At 63.6% G+C, this 18,792-nt stretch carries 18 protein-coding genes and 1 riboswitch; of the genes, 3 read left to right on the top strand and 15 right to left on the bottom strand.

Going from position 1 to position 18,792, the window contains the following annotated elements:
- The 13 genes from ACP7A5_RS13525 to ACP7A5_RS13465 form a co-directional block, all read right to left on the bottom strand.
- A partial coding sequence (locus tag ACP7A5_RS13525; RefSeq protein ID WP_426042397.1) for a DUF2779 domain-containing protein occupies positions 1-1,626 on the bottom strand: 1,626 nt, incomplete at its 3' end.
- A 76-nt stretch (positions 1,627-1,702) separates the two neighbouring features.
- Entirely contained in the window at positions 1,703-2,722 is a 1,020-nt protein-coding gene (locus tag ACP7A5_RS13520; protein WP_426042396.1) for a hypothetical protein, read from the bottom strand.
- A gap of 316 nt (positions 2,723-3,038) precedes the next feature.
- A complete protein-coding gene (locus ACP7A5_RS13515; protein WP_426042395.1) occupies positions 3,039-4,649 on the bottom strand; it encodes an RDD family protein in 1,611 nt (536 codons plus the stop codon).
- Entirely contained in the window at positions 4,646-5,107 is a 462-nt protein-coding gene (locus tag ACP7A5_RS13510) for a DUF3293 domain-containing protein (RefSeq protein ID WP_426042394.1), read from the bottom strand. Before ACP7A5_RS13510 ends, ACP7A5_RS13515 begins: the two co-directional genes overlap by 4 nt.
- Positions 5,104-5,853 carry a hypothetical protein gene (locus ACP7A5_RS13505; RefSeq protein WP_426042393.1) on the bottom strand — a complete coding sequence of 250 codons (750 nt, stop codon included), beginning with the start codon at positions 5,851-5,853 and terminating at the stop codon, positions 5,104-5,106. The genes ACP7A5_RS13510 and ACP7A5_RS13505 overlap by 4 nt, the downstream gene beginning before the upstream one ends.
- Positions 5,854-6,014: 161 nt before the next feature.
- Positions 6,015-7,229, bottom strand: a complete 1,215-nt coding sequence (gene metK, locus ACP7A5_RS13500) for a methionine adenosyltransferase (protein WP_426042392.1) — start codon at positions 7,227-7,229, stop codon at positions 6,015-6,017.
- 51 nt (positions 7,230-7,280) lie between these two features.
- A riboswitch (SAM-I-IV-variant riboswitch) is annotated at positions 7,281-7,389 on the bottom strand.
- Positions 7,390-7,555: 166 nt separating this feature from the next.
- Positions 7,556-7,912 carry a DUF5681 domain-containing protein gene (locus ACP7A5_RS13495; protein ID WP_426042402.1) on the bottom strand — a complete coding sequence of 119 codons (357 nt, stop codon included), beginning with the start codon at positions 7,910-7,912 and terminating at the stop codon, positions 7,556-7,558.
- Positions 7,913-8,123: 211 nt separating this feature from the next.
- Positions 8,124-9,617 (bottom strand): AAA family ATPase, encoded by a 1,494-nt coding sequence (locus ACP7A5_RS13490; protein ID WP_426042391.1) that lies wholly within the window; start codon positions 9,615-9,617, stop codon positions 8,124-8,126.
- The gene (locus ACP7A5_RS13485; protein ID WP_426042390.1) at positions 9,614-10,375 is read right to left on the bottom strand and encodes a hypothetical protein; all 762 of its coding nucleotides are present in this window, start codon (positions 10,373-10,375) and stop codon (positions 9,614-9,616) included. The genes ACP7A5_RS13490 and ACP7A5_RS13485 overlap by 4 nt, the downstream gene beginning before the upstream one ends.
- 128 nt (positions 10,376-10,503) lie before the next feature.
- Complete coding sequence (locus ACP7A5_RS13480; RefSeq protein ID WP_426042389.1) at positions 10,504-10,701, bottom strand: helix-turn-helix transcriptional regulator; 198 nt, start codon at positions 10,699-10,701, stop codon at positions 10,504-10,506.
- Positions 10,702-10,805: 104 nt separating this feature from the next.
- Positions 10,806-11,846: a hypothetical protein gene (locus ACP7A5_RS13475; RefSeq protein WP_426042388.1), complete on the bottom strand. Its 1,041-nt coding sequence runs from the start codon at positions 11,844-11,846 to the stop codon at positions 10,806-10,808.
- Entirely contained in the window at positions 11,843-13,153 is a 1,311-nt protein-coding gene (locus ACP7A5_RS13470; protein WP_426042387.1) for a tyrosine-type recombinase/integrase, read from the bottom strand. Before ACP7A5_RS13470 ends, ACP7A5_RS13475 begins: the two co-directional genes overlap by 4 nt.
- Before the next feature lie 316 nt (positions 13,154-13,469).
- Positions 13,470-15,110, bottom strand: coding sequence for a M28 family peptidase (locus ACP7A5_RS13465; RefSeq protein WP_426042386.1), 1,641 nt, complete (start codon positions 15,108-15,110; stop codon positions 13,470-13,472).
- Between ACP7A5_RS13465 and ACP7A5_RS13460 the strand changes: the two genes are divergently transcribed.
- From ACP7A5_RS13460 to ACP7A5_RS13450, 3 genes are read left to right on the top strand one after another with little or no spacing between them, the layout of a single operon-like run.
- Positions 15,109-15,426 carry a hypothetical protein gene (locus ACP7A5_RS13460; RefSeq protein ID WP_426042385.1) on the top strand — a complete coding sequence of 106 codons (318 nt, stop codon included), beginning with the start codon at positions 15,109-15,111 and terminating at the stop codon, positions 15,424-15,426. The genes ACP7A5_RS13465 and ACP7A5_RS13460 overlap by 2 nt on opposite strands.
- Positions 15,423-15,602, top strand: coding sequence for a hypothetical protein (locus tag ACP7A5_RS13455; RefSeq protein ID WP_426042384.1), 180 nt, complete (start codon positions 15,423-15,425; stop codon positions 15,600-15,602). The genes ACP7A5_RS13460 and ACP7A5_RS13455 overlap by 4 nt, the downstream gene beginning before the upstream one ends.
- A gap of 31 nt (positions 15,603-15,633) precedes the next feature.
- Positions 15,634-16,806 (top strand): aspartyl/asparaginyl beta-hydroxylase domain-containing protein, encoded by a 1,173-nt coding sequence (locus tag ACP7A5_RS13450; RefSeq protein ID WP_426042383.1) that lies wholly within the window; start codon positions 15,634-15,636, stop codon positions 16,804-16,806.
- Between the two features lie 4 nt (positions 16,807-16,810).
- Here ACP7A5_RS13450 and ACP7A5_RS13445 read toward each other — a convergent pair whose 3' ends face one another.
- Together ACP7A5_RS13445 and ACP7A5_RS13440 are read right to left on the bottom strand one after the other, a co-directional pair.
- Complete coding sequence (locus tag ACP7A5_RS13445; RefSeq protein ID WP_426042382.1) at positions 16,811-18,355, bottom strand: class I SAM-dependent methyltransferase; 1,545 nt, start codon at positions 18,353-18,355, stop codon at positions 16,811-16,813.
- A gap of 46 nt (positions 18,356-18,401) precedes the next feature.
- Positions 18,402-18,785: a hypothetical protein gene (locus ACP7A5_RS13440; RefSeq protein ID WP_426042381.1), complete on the bottom strand. Its 384-nt coding sequence runs from the start codon at positions 18,783-18,785 to the stop codon at positions 18,402-18,404.
- Between the last annotated feature and the right edge of the window lie 7 nt (positions 18,786-18,792).

The raw sequence follows: 18,792 nt of genomic DNA, 5'->3' as shown, positions 1-18,792 counted from the left end.
CCCTCCAACATCGGCGCTTGCAGCACCGCAAAATCGCCGCCTAAATATCGAACCCAGACAAGGCCAACTCTCCACTAAATCCGCACCCCGACTGTCCCAAAACATCTGACGACGTACAGAGATCGTCACTGGACGCGTCAGCCGTTGCAACAGCACCACCATCGCCTCGGTGTCGCGCTCGCAATAGGTTTCAAGCGCTCCCCGTATGGCCTCTTTCCGCTCCGGGGGCACACCATCCGAGGCGGCTTCGAGCCAGGCCAGCTGTGCCGCCATGCCGTCACCAACGACAAGGTCCTCATATGAAAGATCGGGGGCCACCGTTTTGAGGACTGCCTTGATCGACCAGCTGCCGCGCTGATCTCGGTGGTAGTAGTGGTCCCGTGTCACTGGCAGCAGGTCGACGATCCTGTCCCGGATTTCCATCAAGGTAGGAGCGAGGTCGGGGAAACATTGCGCCAGACCCTCAATACAGCTCCGCTCGAAAGAGGCGTTGTAAGTCACCACAGCCCCACGATGAGCGCCTAGCGCCGTGACCAATGCCTCGGCACAAGCCCTTCGGGGATCGGCTCCGTCCAGCGATAGGAAGCCGACATGATCCAATCCGCCAGCCGCCTTTTCAACGTGACATGAAAACTGGAAGGGCACCGCCTGATAGGGACGCGTCCCGACCCATCTGGGGACTGCGAACGAAATCGTCTCAAAATCCAGAAAGGCGCGCGGCGAGGCCCAGCCTGCAACCGCGGCCGCTGCCCCTTGATAGTCGTGGTAGACCTGCCCGGACACGGTGGCGGCATGGATGCGTCGATGGATGGGGTTGTCGAGGTCGCGTTCCTCGATCTCGGTTAGGTCATAGGCTCCCTGCGCGCCGAACCGGGCCGCCAGGGTCTTGCCCGTCCGCGGTAGCAGGGCGACAGGCCATTCAGGCGCAGCGGGTTCGAAACTCGCACAATGGACCCGATACTCGCACGTGAAGGGCGCACTGCAATGGTCGCCGGTCCGGACGGCCGGTTCAGTTGAAGCCAGCACAGCCCGCGCGCGGGCCACACGGTCGGGCACGCAGGCCAGGAGCTCGGTCAGGTCGTCGAGCAAAGAGTGATCCTTTAGCAGACCTCGATATTCACCGGCGGTCTTCAGAACGAACTGGTTGTCGATGTGTCGGATTGAGGCCCCCTCGATCTCGAGCCCGCAGGACTGCAGCACCCAGACCTGGGTAGCGAGGTCGGGCCGGTGGTAATCCTTGGTAGCGGTGGTGCTCTTCACCTCTGCGATCGCCCAGGCCTGATCGGCGACAGGCTCCAGCACATCCACCTGAACCAGAAGACCCTCGTAGGAAAAGGTCGCCTCGAACAATGGCAGACGCTTCCCTTCGGCGAGCAACCGACGCGTCGTCTCCGCTGCAGTCCCCAGATCCCTCTCCTCGATCATGATCCCGTCGGGGCGGAGGTCACAGGCGATCGCTCCCACCTGATGGCCCACGGCCATCTGATGATCCGCGCCGGCATCTCGCTTACCCAGATCGCGGCGATGGACCGACAGCCAAAGCTTACGCTCGCACTGATCGAGCGCGGTCAGGCGGGACTTCGACAGGCCATGACGTTTGACCTCGATACTCGGCTCAACCGTCATTTCCTCCCCCAAAACGGTGAGCCAGAACGGCTCTCAATTTCCACCTATAGTCGCAGCATGCCAGCCCCGCACAAGCCTATCCCTGATAATCGGCGACGGCTGACCGGACGCGGGGTCGGGTTACATTGACGAAGGTGTTTACCCGCTCGGCGAGCCAGGCGAACGCCTCGCCCCGGACTGCCGCATCATCGAGTGAGCCGAACACCTTTGAGTCGATAATCGTAGGGCGACTGTCTCGTTCGATACGCCTCGCAGATCCTCCGAGGTCTTCGCGAATCTCGTCCCAGGCGTCAGCCAGGGTAAGCATCGCATGCTCCCCCGCCGTGCCCCGGGCTGAGGAGATCATGACGCCGACCTCGCCCAGCTTCATGCTCCGGTAGACGTTCAGCCAACAACTGCCGGCCGGCGCGGGTAGGTTGAAGGACAGATAGCCAAGCTTGGCAGGCTTGGGCACGGCCTGCTCGGGGTCATCGAGCGACAGGCCGGCCAGAAACTCGGCCCAGAACCTCTGCTGCGCGTCGGACAAAGCAGCCCGATCCGGATCCAGCTCACGCACCGTCGAAGGGTCGGCGGTGTCTTCAAGCGTGTAGCCCTCAGGCACCGCTACGACCGTTCGGGTGACGACCGAGGTCCGAGCCAGCACGCGCGGGGTGACCAGACGGTCCCCGTTCGGAAGATCGAAGATCGGCATCTCCACAAGACCAAGCGAGAAATGCAGACCGGCATGCGCCTGAAGGTATTCTGCGATGGCTTCGACACCTTCGCGGATCCCGTCGCCGACGATCAGCAGAAGAAACCGGCCACGTCTGAGGTTGGAGGTGAGGGCGTCGTTGAACTGGATCTCGTCGACGGACGGGTCCACCTCACGCACTAAGTCCAGAAGGACCGTGCCGTCACGTTTCAGGCGACGGCGCACTTCCCGCTCGAGGTCCGACGAAGACCATCGGCTGAGTTCCTTGGCGTAGTCGAGGATTTGACCAACCACCTCGCGACGGCCTTCCGGGTTCCGCCAAAGTTTGCACTCGACCAGAACGGGCAAGCCGGACGGAGTCACCATGAAGTTGTCGATCGGGCCTGCGGGCGTTTGCAACTCCATGCAAACGGGCACCGGCCCGATAAAGGTCGGGTCGATCTCTGCGATAGGCAGACAGGACGGGTGCTCGTGAACCAGCCGCTGGATGTATTCTTCGCTGACGGAATCTTCTCCGCTACGGAAGCCGATCGACCCGAGAGAGGTCGCCTTGGCCGGCCCGCGTGGGATAAGGACTGGTGCACTGTGTTGGCGGCTCAAAAAGGTCTCCGGTCCATTTTCGCGGGCATAGCTTGCGCTATCCTCGCCGCTAGTTCGCGGCCTTCCATAATGGCACGCTACGTCAAAAGCGGTCGCAGCAAGGGAATGGCGTTGCAGATAGCTATCTGTGAACGGCCTCCGGCAAAACCGGGGCCGTTCGATCCAGGTAGAAGCGGCTTATTTCTTCTCTCGTGGCCTCCTTGGCAACGTTGTGGAGCCCCACCAAGAGGACGAACATGGAGATCGCAACTAGGGCACCCGAGATGAGGCGAGCAGAACCTATGGGCCGCTGCCAGGTGAAGGTTCTTGCTGCGATGTCCCATGGCTGGGTAACGCTCCTCCGACGCCAGGCAGAAATCGCACCAACGATCTGAAGCGTAGGGAAAAAAACGCACAGATACAGACCCGATTTGAGAAATACCCAACTCCGCAGGGTCGCACTCTTGGGGGATGGCAGGCCACCATCGAGAGAACGGACGGATATGGCGAAGAGCATCTTTCCTGGAGTGGCACCGAAGCGGGATATGAAAAGCCGCTCATATAGAAAAACGGACCCGCCAATGTACGCAATGCCCGCGAGCAGATCGGCTAAGATGCCTCCCACGCCCGGAGACATCGAGCGGAAGCTCGGCAGCGCGTAGACGGCAAAGCTTCCCGCAAACCAGCATACGGATAGATCGAGGCAGCGAGCCCAGAGGCGGGGCCAGAAGGGCGCTGCGGCGAGAGGCTGGTCCTCGGCCTTCTCGAAGGTAACGGGACGAGCCTCCTGCTCCGCGATGATCGCGACGGGATCTGGGTCAGCGGCTGCGCTCTCGCTTCGACGCTGCATGACAGCCGCCGGCCCCTTTTCAGCGGCGAAGCCGTCTGAGACCCAATCAAAAACTATCTTACCGTAGGTTAGAGCCGCAAAAGAGATAATAAAAGCCGGGATAGAGGCGAGAAGAAAATTGTCATCAGGACGTTTCCACAGCCAAAAGCCCGACACTAAGGCGGCAGAAATTGACGACCCGACAATGCTGAGGCGCCGCCAGCCCACTCGAAAATCTAAAAAACTTCGCTTCGTGGAATCTACCAAAATCATAAGACCGCTTACAAGCAAAGCAAAATAAGCAAAAATAATAGATATACTTAAATTATACCGATTGTATGTATCGATTATGATCGGATCGGGCTGTTTGTTAGTTATTAGGGTGGGCAATTCCTCATTTTGGCTTGTAGCATAAAAGTTATTACCGCTTCGGCTTTGTGGGCAGTCGCTATTCGAAGTAGATTGAATAATCGCCCGCCTGCGTCTTTCAGAAGGGAGCAGATTGTCGAACCCAGGGGTGGGGAGCACGCCGTCCTGGCGTGACAGGCGCAGCGCGCCGACGCTTATCCCCATCGCCTGTGCCTGCCTGCGGTCTGCCGCCAGCTCGTCGGGGTCCACGGCTTCGCCGAAGCGGAGAGAGTTGCGGAGGCGGCGGCGCTCCGCCTCGATGATGTCCTCCGGGCTTACCAGACCATCGGCGGCCGCGTGGTCGATGGCCGCGATCTCGGCTCCCGCCTGCTCAAACAGTCGCTCACACCGCTCTTTCTGGCCCGACTCCCAGATCCTCGCGGCCTCAGCTTGGCGTTTCCAACTATCGAGCGACCCCAATACGAGTACCGCGAACCAGGCGGAAACGAGCGTCAACGAAATCCCTAATACAACAGTCAGGCGGTGCACGAAGGGCGCAAGGAGGAAGGACTTCATGCCGTTCTCTTATCTCTAGGGTGCAAGCGAAGCATGATGGGCCGTCCGAAGTCAGCGACAACCACCGCGTTCTGACCAAAGCGCTCCATCCAGCCGTCTAGTTGTTCGTCGGAGGGGTCGAGAACACCGAGGCTTGGCTCCGGCTCCCATTCCCCGATCGGATCGTCACCTGCGGCTGGGAACCATGCCAGGCCAGCTACTTCAACGGCCTCGATCAGATCCGCCTGGTGCACTTCGTTCTCGACCTGACTGAGGAGCCTGCTGAACGGATTGAAGGCAGTCACCACCGCCAGCCGGGAATACACTTCCAAGCCGTGTGGCGGATCAAACTCCCCTCCAATCTTCAGCGTGATCCGCCCAGATGGTAGATCGACCCAGTAGGAAGCAGCCTCGTAAGCCAGCAGCAGCTCAGCCGGGATTACGACCTCGGCTGTGTGATCGTGCGTGTCGGGTTTCATTGGCCCGCCCCATCCGGTCTCTGCGCCCACCAAGACCTTATCCGCTGACGCAGCAGGTCGTCGAACTGCGGGTAAAAAGCCGACTCGCCGCGCATGAAGTCCAGAGCTTCATCGAGAGTGCTGTCCGGCATCGAGAAGTTGGCCCCGAGGACCGGCTCGGGGTTCCAGGCACCGAGGAAGAACTCTGCCAGACCGCCTAGTGTCAGTGGCTGCGAGGACGTCCGCCTGGCCCTCCCGCTCAGAGTGTCGCCGCCATACTCGTCCACAACACGGTAGCGGATCCGGCCACGTGCCTGAGCCGCGTAGAGGCAGATGACGTCTTGGGTCACCGACTGCAGGGTGATCCGCGCGATCTCCATCTCGGTCGCCCTGCGCTCAGGCAGATACTCGCCGCCCAACATCGCAGGATGCGAGGTGCCCCAACTGCGAAGCAGGCTTGCAGGCAGGGCCGGCTCGGCTAAAGCCAGCGGCAAAGGGGCGTCACCTTCAGACAGAATGGCTGCCAGGATGCGCCGTCGTTCTGCGCCCTTCACAGAGCGAAGGACGTGCGTCGCCAAGGCAGTCGGCCTGAAATAGCTCGATGGACGAAAGCCGAGGTCGATCTGCCCATCTTCGGCATCTGTCTCCTTGAGATCACCGGCGATCTGGTCTGGGACCGGAGGTCCGAGAGACACGGCAGGTGTCGCTCGAGCCCCTGCCAACTTGCCAAGCTTGGTGACCTGCGGTGATTCGACTGGATGTTTCATGGCCATTCGCCCGCGACTGGGGCGAAGACAGGTCTACGGACCGCTGACTCGGTAGGGTGCTCCGCGGGAAAGGCGCGTCGAGATCCGCAATAAAGAAACACGAAATAACGGCAGATGAGGCCCTGTCGCTGATCGGGAAGCGTCTGGTTCTCCATTTTCGCTCACCCGACCGATGCAGCGACGGCTTCGGCATCGGCGACGAACCTGTATCCGTCAGCCGCACCCGGTGCGCCCAGGAGGGCATCGCCAGCCGGCTGCTCCCACGAAAACTGCGGCCGACCAAAATGACCGAAGGCAGCGGTCGGCAAGAAGCCTGGACGGGTGAGACCCAGCCGATCGATGATGGCACGCGGGCGCAAGGCCTCCAGAAGGCTGGCAGCGGCCTTGGGGTCGAGGGACAGAGTTCTCCCTCCTTCGAGATCCAGATGGACCGCCACGGGCTCTGCGACGCCGATGGCGTAGGCCAGACGGACCTCGCAGGCCGTGGCGAGCCCGGCGTCGACGACCGTAAGGGCCAGCTGCCGAGAGGCGTAGGCGGCGGAGCGATCGACCTTGGTGCCGTCCTTGCCAGAGAAGGCGCCTCCCCCGTGGCGGGCGAACCCACCGTAGGTGTCGGCGATGATCTTGCGACCGGTGAGGCCGGCGTCGGCGACCGGTCCGCCCTGGATGAAGGTTCCGGCTGGGTTGAGCAGGAGCTCGGCTGTATCGGCATCGGCCCCAAGCACGGGGCGAATGATCTCGTCGCGGAGGATCTCGCGGACCTCTGACAGGGAGGCTTCGGCCAAGTGCTGGCTGCTAATTACAACGGTTTGCAGGCCTTTGGGCTTGCCGTCCTCGTAGCGAACGCTGACCTGCGCCTTGGCGTCAGGACCGAGGATGCCGAGCCGGTCACGGACCTCGCGCTGGCGGCGGATCAGTCGGTGGGCCAGGGCGATGGGCGTTGGGAGGTGCTCAGGCGTCTCGCGGCAGGCAAATCCGAACATCATACCCTGGTCGCCGGCGCCAGTGTTCGCTCCACTGCCCACGCCTTCGCCGATCTCAGTCGACTGCAGGGTTATGGAGGTCCGAACATCCAATCGGCCCAGCTCCACTCCCCAGCGGCCCTCAGGATGACCGATGGACGACAGGACATCGCGAACGATCTGGTCGAAGTCGAGCTTGAGGTCGTGTCCGGTCAGCTCTCCGAACAGCCAGACCGACGATCCCTTGATCGCTGCCTCGACTGCGACCCTGGCATTGGGATCCTGCGCCAGGGCGGCATCGAGAACGGCATCGGACAGCTGATCTGCGATCTTGTCTGGATGGCCGTCTGCGACGCTCTCGGACGTAAACAGCCCCTCTATTCGCGGTAAACAACCGACGGAAACACGAGACATGGGTGGCTCTCCTACGCATCAGCGAGAACCACGAAAGGGGGATGTGACCCTGGGAGCCCGTACTTTTGCCGGTCGGCCACATCCCCCTTTCGGGGAGCCACCTTCGCCCGGGATGGGCAGGTTGGCGACGGCCACGATGACCGCTCTCTTGATGTTGGGTTTGTTTTGCGACCGGCCTTCAGGCCCGTCAAGAGGTAACCGCGGAGCTCGCAGCTGCACATTCTGATTGTTCGAGCCGTTAAAGCATGGCTCTTGCGGCGGAAGCTACGGTCGTCCACGCGCTTGAATGGGGTGTCTCCGCCCCCGAAGAGACGGTGACTACGGGATTAGCGTTGTCCAAATGCGCTTTGCGCTGAGCCAGTGCTTTGTGCTTTTGGTGCTTCCGCCTCAGCCTCGCGCGCCGCCACCCTCGCCAGTAGCGATGCGAGCCGTGCAGCCCGGTCCGTATTGCTTAGCTCAGCCCGATGATCGATCTCTGCGCGAACCTGAACCGGCATAAGCTTGGTGGAGAGCTTGTAGAAATCACTGGGGTTAGCCTCTGCCCAAACACGCAAGCTTGCCTTGTCGCTCGACTGTAGCGAAACGAACACCGCCTCGAAGGTCTCTCGCACCGTCCGGGTGGCCTTGTTGGGCGTACCGGGCTTGCGGCCCTTCGGGTTACCGCTCTGCCCCTTGGCGAACATGATCAAGCCTCCTGCATTGAAAACAACAGTAATCCATTGGGGTCCGAATAAACATACCGCCGAATACATAGGTCTCGAGAGCATCGAAAACGTAAGGATGATTTTGATGTCCGAAAAGTCCAAAAGCTACCTTTCGGACAAAACAGCTTCCCAGACCAAAGTCCGAAAAGTCCGCCCCCCCTATTAAGGGGGGACTTTTCGGTCTGCACTTTTAGGACGCATGCCACACCCAACCTTCACCTGCCTCGTGGACCCCCGCCATGAGGAAACCATCAGCGTACAATCTGTCCAACAGACCTTGGGCTAGGTTGTTGCGCTTGTTGGTTGGTTTCAGTGCTAACGTCTCAACGACAGCCGCCTTTGCCTCATCAGCGGTGATGCACCGCGTCTGAGAACCACACCTTGCCTTGCCTGTCATTGTCGCCTTTGCCAGGCGCTCCCGTACTGCTCTGAGCGCGGATATCTGGTTCTTTCCTGACGGCTCCCGAGGAGCGAACATGGCACCAGCATTCCGCTCGACCACACAGCTGGTCACCTCGTCGCCGTCGCTGTCCAAGCTGAGAACAATGCGTCTCAGAGCAAACGCTACGCCAATGCCGTCTTCGCCGTCCTTGGCCTTGCCGACCCGCCAGCTGCGGCCCGAGGCCGAGTGCTCAACCTCCACACCAGCGTCCAGCGCTGCATGAAGCGAGCTGTGCCCGCGGAGCCCTTTGGATGTGTCCTTGCCGGTGTGGTGAACGAGGATGACGAGTCCGTTGGTGATTTGTTGGAGCTGCTTCGCCCCTTTGAGGATACTCCCCATGTCAGCGCTCGAGTTTTCATCTGCAGTGGGCGCTGCTCGATTGAGGGTGTCGATTATCACCACCCCATCGAGAGGGAGCACACTGCCAAGGTCAGCGAGGTCCTGCTCAATCATCAGCCCGAACGGCTGTACGATGGCACCAAAGGCGGCAGGGCTGTTCTTGCCGTGATGTTTTTCCCAAGCCACCATTCGGTTGTGGAGCCCCGCTTCTCCTTCCAGCATGACGTAGGTGACCGGGCATTGGGTTGTTCGGCGATCGAACCACAGCTCTTCGCTGGCGATGGCGAACGCAAGGTCCAGGGCAAGAAACGATTTACCCGATCCGCTGGGTCCGTAGATCGCCGCCAGCCCCGTTGTCGGCAGAAGCCCCTTCACGCGCCACTGGATCGGCGGAATGGCAATGATGTCGGCGCGCTGCAGGATTTGGTAGCGTGACCGCTGGGCCAACGGATTATCGTGGGCATCATCAACCCAGCCGTGAACCTTAGCCAGCCTGTAGACCGACCCGATCCCGACGGGGTTACTGTGGAACGGGTTGAACGCCTTCCACTCCTTTGTGAACTTGTCATTGTCGTACCGCGCGCTGGTCATCGACCACTCCCGCGCGAGCGCTTCACCGGACGGCCAGTTCAGCCCAGCGATGGCCCAGACCACGCCAAGCCAGTAGTCGTCGGCAGGATTACCGTCTGCATTCAGGACGCTGCCGTTGCCGCGAGGCACGTCAGATGTGATGACCCTTAGCGCCTCCCGCAGCTTGGCCACAGCCCGCGGGCTCCCAGCCTCACTGCCTGACCTCAGCACCTCCCTCCCGGCGAAGGGTGGCCGATAGTCCGCAAGAGGGCGCTCCGTCACACCCAAGTCGCGTTTTAGCCGTTCGATCGCGGTCTGCAGGGCAACGGTCACGGCCAGATGACCTGTGCTACCCGGTAAGGACGCCCCTCAGCCACCGCACCCTTGCGAGCAACTGTGCCGGGCACTTTGGTGATGCGCGAGGCGTTGAACACGCTCTGATCGATCTTGACCTCGTCGTTGTCGAACTTCCGCGCCAGCAACTGGAGGAGCTCCCGGGCTAACGTCTTGGACGCCTCATCGTTCGCCGTCTGCTCCAGTGAGTAGTACAGGTGCACGCCGTTGCCGGACATGACGCGAGCCCGCAGTTCCAAGCCCTCCAGGGCCGGGTCCGCCGCCACCTGATCCGCTAACGCAGAAGCGGCCTCGATCTCCTCGTCTGACGCTGGACAATCGCTTGTTACCGCTCGATCGATGTCGACGAGCAAGAGGTCGCGAAAGGCGATGTCTGCGTCGCGGACGCCACCGTCGGTGAAGTCCTCGCGGATGGGGTTCATGACCGTGTAGACGTTGTACCCCTCAGCATTTAGCTTCGATGCCTTGGCCTCAAAGGCCTGTCGGCGGTCAGCGCCCGTTGGGTAGTCCCTCGCGGTGACGGTAACGTTCTGGACTGGACGGCTTGGCTTGTTGTGCTTCGGCCAGATGGCGCGAAGGGACAGCGGCCTAACGTCGTCGCTGTGAAGGAACTTCCACAGCGACGAAGGCAGTTGTGAGCTACCACCCTCAACCACCGCTCTGCGGTCTTGATGGCGATCAGGACCGCTCAGTGGACCCGAAACCCGCTCGGCATCCAGTTGATCTGCACTGGCCACGTGAGAGTCCGAAGATCCTGTCGGAGCATCCACCGACCCGTTTGTCTCTCCCCCTGTCGAGGCGATGCCCGAAGCGCCAGCCTTGGAGCCTACGCCCAGCTCAGCGCTGTTTTCTTCAGGTCGATCGGTCACGCGCGCACCTCGCTGGTGGAGGCCACGGTGCGACTTGCGATCCAGCTATCCAGGTCGGCGCTGTGGTAGCGGACGCTGGTGCCACATCGGACAAACCGGGGACCAGTCCCGGTCAGGCGCCATTTGCGCAGGGTGATTTCGGCGAGCTGAAGAAGGTCGGCGACCTCAGCGGTGGTCAGAAGGGATTGGGGCAATCTCGTACTCCGCGCTTCCATGAAGATGTCTCCGTGGTTCCGAGGAGCTTGTTATTTCCCTGCAAAATGGGCGGTCGAGATAGGCGGCAGATAGGCGGGGCCACTTAGCCGCCTACTTCTTTCCGAGGGCCGCCTGGCCCTCGACCGACCGCTTCACACCTTTCGCGAAGTACTTTTCGCATTTCTCGGGCACCCTCTCGTGAGATGCCTCTAGATTTTGCCCACAGCACGGTTTCGCGAATGGTCAGGGGCCGGCCTCTGTCCCGGACGCTCTCTTCGTTGAGCCGGCTTAGTTCTTCAAGCTGGCGCGGCCCCCACTTAACCATCCGCGGAGCGCCGCCCTGGTTGCCGTCGTCCGGTTCGAACTCCTCGGCCTCGATCGCCGAATAGAGGGCCTCCCGAGCACCCGCATCATCGACTATTGGGCTGATCACGAACTCTGCGCGTTCTTCCAGATCTGATCCCCTGTGCGCCGGCCAGATACGAAGGACGGCTCGTCGGTGGAAACGAATGGACCTGTAGACCAAGACATTTGGCTCGTGCCTGAACTGCCAAGCATCTTCGCCGGTAGGGCCGACCCTGAACTCGAGATCCGCAAACTCCCTCGCCGGCACATCAATGTTCGCCCCACCCGTTGGCGGGATGGCCGACGCAACGAGCATCTCCTCAGCAAGCGCGTCCAAAAGGAGAGAGACGGCATCTGCTGCAGGTGCGGCCTGCAGCACGGCAGGTCCTTCATCACGCCCTACGACCCAAGGCCCAAACCGCTTGTTCCCCCATCGGGCAAACTGAGCGGAGTTGGGCTCGTTGCGCCGGAACAGTGCGAACCCGCCCAGGCTTCCCGGGTTCGTTTCTGCGGGGTCCAGCCTGCCCCACTCCCGCCGCTTGGAGAGATAGTCACGGTCCCACTCGCGGACCTCGCTGTAGGTTCGCCAACTGATCCAGGCGAGCACCATCGGAACCGTCCAGTTTGGTTTTGTTCGGGGCCAGTCGTCCTCAGGGGCGATGAGATTGGACAGTGAGACCCATCCGGCCTCCCACGCGCGTTCATCAGCCTCGTCCGGACCCAGGCGTCCTGCCGCCACCTCCGTGAGCAGCTTTCTCAAGAACGCGTCGCGGTCCTGATCGCCCAGTTCGACGGTCATCGATCAGCAAGCCCATCGTCGTGAGGCTCAATCTCTTCTGGCAGCCGGGCTGGCATCAACCTCTCCCCGATCGCGGCGACAGCATCCTGAAGAGGGTCCCCGCTGAGATGGGCATACCGTTCGGAAGTGCGCGCATTGGCATGGCCGAGCAGCTTGCTGACCAGGAACAGAGTGGCTCCATCGGCGATGGCAAAGCTCGCAAAGCTGTGCCGCAGGTCATGAATCCGGACGTTCTCTAGTCCCGCTCTTTCGCATGCCCGGGCAAAGCCGCGTCGCACACCGATGATGTGACCATCACCGCGCAGCGCCGGAAACACGAACCCCTCTGGCCGGCTGGTCGCCGAACGACGCCGCTCGATGATCGCAAGCGCGGGTGGGGACAGCATGATCCGTCGCTCACCGTTCTGACCGCCCGCCTTCGTACGCTCTGGCGGCAGGAGCAGCGTCTTGCGATCAACGTTCACCTCACGCCATTTGAGGCCAAGGATCTCGGTCTTGCGAGCTCCGGTGAGCAGTAGCAGCCGAATGGCGTCTCCGAAGGCCGGGTTGATCCCCCCATCTGCTTCCAGGCTGTCGAGAGCGTCCAGCAGGCGACCTGCCTCGTCCCGGGACAGGAACCGCTCTCTTTGCGGCGGGGTCGACATCTTGAGCGAGGCGAAGGGGTTCGATTTCACCAACCCATGCTCGATGCCCCAGGAGAACATCGCCGCCGTGGTCATCCTCGTTCGCCGAGCCACGCCCGCACCGCCCTTGACGATCGCCCGGCCTCTCAGCTTATCCCCACGCTCATCGACCGCGGTCTTGCCCAGCGTGATGTCCTGGATGGCTTTGGCGGCCTCGGCCTTGGTGACCAGATTGGCGACCTTGCGACCCAGCAGCGGCAGGATATGGCGGGTAAGGTTGGAGGCATCGTTCTCCCAGGTGCTCTGCCGCTTCCCGGGCTTGGTCGCCGGCCCGTCTTCGATGTAGCGGGCAATCAGCACGCTGACGGTCAGGGCCTCCCGCGCCGCTTTTTTCTCTGCGGTCGGGTCCTCACCGTCAGAAACCCGGCGCAACGCCGCTGACGCTGCGGCTCGGGCCGTTTCAGGCGTGAAGGGCGAGCCATGTACCCCGACCGTGAAAATCTTCTGAGAGGGGCCGGAACGGTACTTCAAGGCATAGACACGGCGGCCGGATGGATACACCCGCAGGAAGAAGCCCTTCAGGTCGGTGTCCCAGAGACGCGCCTCACCTTCATCCTTGGCCGGCGTTGGGATCGCATCGACCGTCCGCTTGGTTATCCGAGCTGTCTGAGCGTACATTTTCATCCACTCCCGAGCCTGGATCGGGACGCCCCCGACACTTCTCCGACACCAAATAGATACCAGATGGATCGAACTCGAGGATACCTCAAGAGACCAAAAGAACGACGGTATTCTTATTTTTCGCTGTTTTTCAGTGACTTGGGAACGAGCAGATACGTTAGAAAACTGTCATAAATGGGATAAAGCGACATTCACACCGAGGGGGTCGCAGGTTCAATCCCTGCAGCATCCACCATTCTTCTGGCGGGCAGCCGCCACACCAACCCTGCCCGCGGGGTTTCGGTTCGAGGCGAGAGCCTCTCTCCTCCACCCGTATCCCTCATTCCTCTCGTAACGCCGCGCTGGCCTGACGCACGGCCTCGAACTCGTTGCCGGGCGTCCAGGCGGGCCAGTCCGGGCCTTCGGCCAGATCGCGGCCGACCCGGTAAAGCAGTTGCACGTCCCGGGCCGCCCCCTCCATCGACGAGTCGGCGGACCATTCGTCGGTCGGCTGGTGATAGCGGTCGCGGACATAGGCGCGGCTGGCGTCGGACGCGCCCGTGAAGCCGGCGGCGGCGAACAGGGCCGGGACGCCCATCTTGGCCAGCGGGAAATGGTCCGAGCGATAGAAGGCGCCGACCTGGGGGGCCGGATCAGGGATCAGGGACCGCCCCTCCTCCGACGCCAGATCGGCCAGCCGATTCTGGGCGTCGGTCTTGCCGAAGCCGATGACCACGATCTCGGACGACGCCGGGCCGGGCAGCAAACTGTCCATGTTGATGTTGACCACCGTGGTCTCCAGCGGAACCAGCGGATGCGCCGCATAGTAGTAGGCGCCGAGCAACCCGGCCTCCTCCGCCGCCCAGGAAACAAACAGGACAGAGCGATCGGTGCGCGGCGCCTCGGCGTAGAGCCGCGCCAGTTCCAGCACCGCCGCTACGCCCGTCGCGTTGTCCACGGCGCCGTTATAGATGTCGTCGCCGGCCGCATTGGCCACCGCGCGGCCGTAGGCGTCCCAGTGGGCCCCGTACAGGACGGTCTCGTCCGGACGGGTCGTTCCGGGCAGGCGGGCGGCGACATTGCGCGTCGTCAGGCGGCTGAAGGTCTGGCCGAAATCGAGCGACATCGTCACCCCGTCCAGGGCCACGGGCCGGAAGTCCGACGACTGCGCCGCTGTCTTCAGGGTCGTATAGTCGAGGCCCGCCGCCGTCATCAACCGCGCCGCCTGTTCCTGCTGGATCCAGCCCTGGGCCTGAACCCGCTCACGCTCCGGATCGGCGCGGACGATGTCCAGGCCGGGGGCGGTGGAGGAGTTCTGCAAAGTGTTCCATGGATAGCCGGCGCCCGCTGTCTCATGGATCACGAAGACGGCCGCCGCGCCGCGTCGGGCCGCCTCCTCGAATTTGTAGACCCAGCGACCGTACCAGGTCATGCCCTGGCCGTCGAAACGGTTGGCCGTGGGGCTGTCGGCGGCGACCTCGAAGTCCGGGTCGTTGACCAGCATCAGCACGACCTTGCCGCGCACATCGACACCCTTGAAGTCATCCCAGCCGCGCTCGGGCGCGTTCACACCGTAGCCGACGAACACCACCGGCGCTTCGCTGATGGTGATGTGGTCCTGAGGCCGATGGCTGTTGGCGATGATGTCGGTCCCGCGCCGGAGCGTGATCGTCTCGCCGCCGGCCCTGGCCGTGATCACCGCCGGTCCGTCCTGGACGAAGCGGTTGATCGGCACGGTCTGGAAGTATGTGCCGTCGTCGCCGGCGGGTTCGAGGCCCAGGGCCCGGAACTGTCCAGCGATCCAGGTGACCGACTTCTCCTCGCCCGGCGTGGTCGGGGCGCGGCCCTCGAATTCATCCCCGGCGAGCACGGCGACAGCCGCGTTAAGCCGCTCCGGATCGACTCGGCCTTCCTGGGCGACCGCGGCCGAGGCGGAAACGACGCAGGCGGCGAGGACGGCGAGGCGGAGGCGTGCGGACATGGAGCGCTCATTCAACAACTGGGTCTTGACCCTGATCCTCCGGGTCGCCGCTGTCGAGCGATACGGCGAGCGAACAATGTTCGTTATGAGCCTCGCCCGGCGCGTGGATGAGCGCAAGGTCACTGTCCAGTTCATCACCCGCATCCTGATGGGCGGCGCCATCCTCGGCCCCGGCGGTGACCAGGCGATCCATGCCGTCGTGAACGCCATGGCCTCAGGGGCCCGAGCGTCCACCCTGCAGCACACGGTGCATATTCACCCGACCGTGTCGGAACTGATCCCCACGATCGTCGGCGAAAGGAAACCCGTGTCATGAGCGACCGCTGCGGACACCTGACGACGGTCAACGCCGTGACGGCGCGCGCCGGGGGCTGCGAGGACCGCCTGAAGACCGGACCGTTGGGGCGGATCTCTGTGCACGAGGCCTTCGGCAACCTGCCCACCGGACGCCGCAGCCGGGTCCGATCCCGCACTACGGCTGACGGTGATTGAGGCGAAGGCGGACGCGGGCTAGGAACGCGCCATGCAGTGGCTTCCCTCCGACCGTCCCATTCTCGAAGCCGCGATGGCGGCGTTCCGCGCCGGCGACTGGCGCTCCGCCAGGGCGCGGCTGGAAGAGGCCACGGCCACGGGTCGGGCAGACGCCGGCGCCCATGCCCTGCTCGCCACCGCCCTCTGGAATCTGCACGAGACGGATGCGGCGCTGGACGCGGCGAACCGCGCTTTACAGCTTGATCCCCGCCAGCTGCGAGCCCTGCTGGTCAAGGCCGAGGCCCTGGCGGCCAAGGGCGAGCGCAGAGAGGCCAATGCGCATTTCGGACTGGTCGAGGCGGCGGCCGCCGGCCATCCCTCCCTGGCTCCGGACCTGGTCGCGGGCGTGGCCCGAACGAGGGCGCGACGGGAACAGTTGAAGTCCGATCTGGAGGGCTTCGTGCGCTCCGAACTGGCCGACGCCGGCTATCGCGAGGGCAGGGCGCCGGAGCGGTTCACCCACGCCCTGGAGGTCCTGACCGGCCGCCGCAAGTTATACGTCCAGCAACCACGGTTTCTCTACTACCCGGGCCTCCCGGACGTGGAGTTCTATCCACGCGAGGCGACGCCCTGGATGGACGCGGTCGAGGACGCCACGGATGCCGTCACCGCGGAAGTCATGAACGTCATCGACGAGGACAAGGCCTTCGAGCCCTACGTCCGGTCCAAGGATGACATGATAATTCGTGCGCCGTCGAAACTGACCGACAACATGGACTGGAGTTCCTACTACCTGTGGAAGGATGGCCGGGAGACGGAGAACGTCGCCCGCTTCCGCGACACGATGGCGGTGATGAACGCAGCCCCCCTGTGCCACGTGAACGGCCGCTCGCCGCTGATCAATTTTTCGCAGCTGAAACCCGGCGCGCACATCACGCCTCACACCGGCGTGGTGAATACCCGGCTGCTGTGCCACCTGCCGCTGGTCGTGCCGCCGAACTGCGTGTTCCGCGTCGGCAACCAGACCCGCACCTGGGAAAAAGGCAAGGCCTGGATGTTCAACGACTCGATCGAACACGAGGCCTGGAACCGCAGCGACAGCACGCGGATCGTCCTGATCTTCGACGTCTGGCGCCCCGAGCTGGACGAGGAAGAACGACGGCTGATCTCGACCCTGCTTCAGTCCATGGACGCCTATGCGCCGCCGACGGGGTCGTGGGACTGATCGGCTACAGGATCGCCAGGGCCCGATAGAGGGGTACGGTCTGGTCGAGGAAGCGGCGCGCCATATGGCCGATCGCCGCCACATTATCCTCGGGAGTAACCGCCTCGTGGCCGTTGCGCACGGCCCGTTCGTTCGTGGCCTCGAACACCTGCCAGACCGACAGGGCGATCTCGTCCGTCGTGCGGGCGCCGGCGAGCCAGGCGCGCAGGAACAGCTGGGCCGACCGGGGCGTCAGGATGCCGCCGCCGGTCACGGGCGAGGCCATATGTTTCAGGTGCGGTCCGGTCACCGCGCGGTCAAGGACGAGGCGATTGCAGGCGTCGCATCGCGCGCGGATTTCAGGCGTGAAGGCCTGCGCCGGCCTGAGCACGCCCATACCCACGAGGTTGATCAAGGCGGCGACCACGTCGCTGCGCCGGAGGGTGGAGACGCCGGACGCGGCCATCAGCTCGGTCGTCGTCTTCGGGCGGAAGTCTTCGTCCGCCAGGGCGACGGCCAGGGGGTCGTAGATCATCTCGGACAGAACGACCTCGCCCTGGGCGCCGGTCAGCTGGAAGTCGATCTCGTCGAGGCCGCAGATAAGAACGAAGGCCTGGGCGTCGAGGCGCGCCGCCTGTTCGGAGGGCGACAGCGTGCGTGCGGCCTTCGCGAAGACATCGGGGCGGAACTGCTGGTTGACCAGGAAGTCGCGGACGGACTCGCGCAGGACCTTATCCTTCTGCCGGTCCAGCAGGGCGACGCCGGCGGGCGCGAGATGGATGGCGTTGACCCGGTCCAGCAGGCGGGCGGAGGTGACGAAGCCGAGGTCCGCCTCCGCCAGGGCCTGTGCTACCTCCGAGAAATACGGGACGTGCCAGTCGGCGTTCAGATACTCGTGGCCGATATACTGAGCGCCGACCTTGCGCAGGGACGCGGCATGGCTGGCGGCGGGGCGGTTCTCGGCGAAGAAGCGGCCGTCGGCGGCGGCGACCTCCTCCATGAACTCCAGCGCCGCTTCGATCCGGGCTTCGGCGTCGCCGCCCGGTCGCGCGGCATGGCCCAGTTTCAGCAGGTGGCGCACCGGCGACCGCGACGCCCAGCCCGGCTGGCAATTGTAGCTCAAATAGACGACGCCTCCGGGCTTCAGCCGGTCCCGGATGAGGTCGACGATGACCCGCCGGCTGGCGTCCGAAACCCAGCTCCAGACCCCGTGCAGGGTTATGATGTCGAACAGCGGCAGGTCGTCCCGGGCCGCGAACGCCTCAAAGCTCCGGGCGTCCAGCTGCAGGGCGCCGTTGAACGAGGCCGCCAGCTCGCGGGCGTTCTCGACATGGGCCGGATTGATGTCGACGCCCCAATAGTCGCCGAGGTTGGCGGCGGCGTGAACCGCCAGCGACACCCCCTGCCCCATGCCCAGTTCCAGGTAGGTCGGAGCCTGTGGAACGGCGACATCGACCCCTGCGATCAGGCCACAGAACCGCAGATGGGCCGGCCCCAGCTCGTGATAGTAGCCGGCAGTGTATTCCAGCTCCGCGTAATGGCCCTGGCTGTCACCTGGTGTCGCGCTCATGCGCCCCTCATGCACCAGACGAGCCCCGCGAGGCGAGGCCCATGAATCAGGAGGCGGCGGGCTTGTTCGCCAGGCACCAGGCCGAGGTGACCTCGATCTTCCCGGGTGAGGCGTCGTCCTCGACAGCGAAGGAGCTGGCGAAATACTGGGTCACCTCGTCCTGGGTCATAGACGTCAGCGCCAGGCCTTCCCAGTCGTTCATCGCGGCGCGGACGGCGGTGACGTCGCCGGGGGGCGTCCGGGCCTCCAGCGCCCCCTGCTTCAGGGCCAGATAGGCCATGCAGGCGACCGCCTGATCGACGCCGGTCGCGCCGCTGACCACCTCGGCGACCGGGGTCGCGGGGACGGCCGGGGCCCTGGCCGCCTGCTGCTGGCAGGCGACGAGGGCGAGAACGGCGGCAGCCACGGCGGCGGCGCGAAGGATGGTCATCGGCTTT

The sequence above is a fragment of the Brevundimonas sp. TWP2-3-4b1 genome (assembly GCF_049897665.1).
Lineage (GTDB): Bacteria > Pseudomonadota > Alphaproteobacteria > Caulobacterales > Caulobacteraceae > Brevundimonas > Brevundimonas subvibrioides_B.
This window is presented reverse-complemented; position numbering and strand designations above follow the sequence as displayed.

Coding starts and splice junctions, on each gene's coding strand:
- ACP7A5_RS13520 (WP_426042396.1), bottom strand. CDS start 2,722: ATGGAGTTGCAAACGCCCGCAGGCCCGATCGACAACTTCATGGTGACT.
- ACP7A5_RS13450 (WP_426042383.1), top strand. CDS start 15,634: ATGCAGTGGCTTCCCTCCGACCGTCCCATTCTCGAAGCCGCGATGGCG.
- ACP7A5_RS13455 (WP_426042384.1), top strand. CDS start 15,423: ATGAGCGACCGCTGCGGACACCTGACGACGGTCAACGCCGTGACGGCG.
- ACP7A5_RS13445 (WP_426042382.1), bottom strand. CDS start 18,355: ATGAGCGCGACACCAGGTGACAGCCAGGGCCATTACGCGGAGCTGGAA.
- ACP7A5_RS13495 (WP_426042402.1), bottom strand. CDS start 7,912: ATGTTCGCCAAGGGGCAGAGCGGTAACCCGAAGGGCCGCAAGCCCGGT.
- ACP7A5_RS13510 (WP_426042394.1), bottom strand. CDS start 5,107: ATGAAACCCGACACGCACGATCACACAGCCGAGGTCGTAATCCCGGCT.
- ACP7A5_RS13475 (WP_426042388.1), bottom strand. CDS start 11,846: ATGACCGTCGAACTGGGCGATCAGGACCGCGACGCGTTCTTGAGAAAG.
- metK (WP_426042392.1), bottom strand. CDS start 7,229: ATGTCTCGTGTTTCCGTCGGTTGTTTACCGCGAATAGAGGGGCTGTTT.
- ACP7A5_RS13505 (WP_426042393.1), bottom strand. CDS start 5,853: ATGAAACATCCAGTCGAATCACCGCAGGTCACCAAGCTTGGCAAGTTG.
- ACP7A5_RS13460 (WP_426042385.1), top strand. CDS start 15,109: ATGGAGCGCTCATTCAACAACTGGGTCTTGACCCTGATCCTCCGGGTC.
- ACP7A5_RS13440 (WP_426042381.1), bottom strand. CDS start 18,785: ATGACCATCCTTCGCGCCGCCGCCGTGGCTGCCGCCGTTCTCGCCCTC.
- ACP7A5_RS13465 (WP_426042386.1), bottom strand. CDS start 15,110: ATGTCCGCACGCCTCCGCCTCGCCGTCCTCGCCGCCTGCGTCGTTTCC.
- ACP7A5_RS13470 (WP_426042387.1), bottom strand. CDS start 13,153: ATGAAAATGTACGCTCAGACAGCTCGGATAACCAAGCGGACGGTCGAT.
- ACP7A5_RS13515 (WP_426042395.1), bottom strand. CDS start 4,649: ATGAAGTCCTTCCTCCTTGCGCCCTTCGTGCACCGCCTGACTGTTGTA.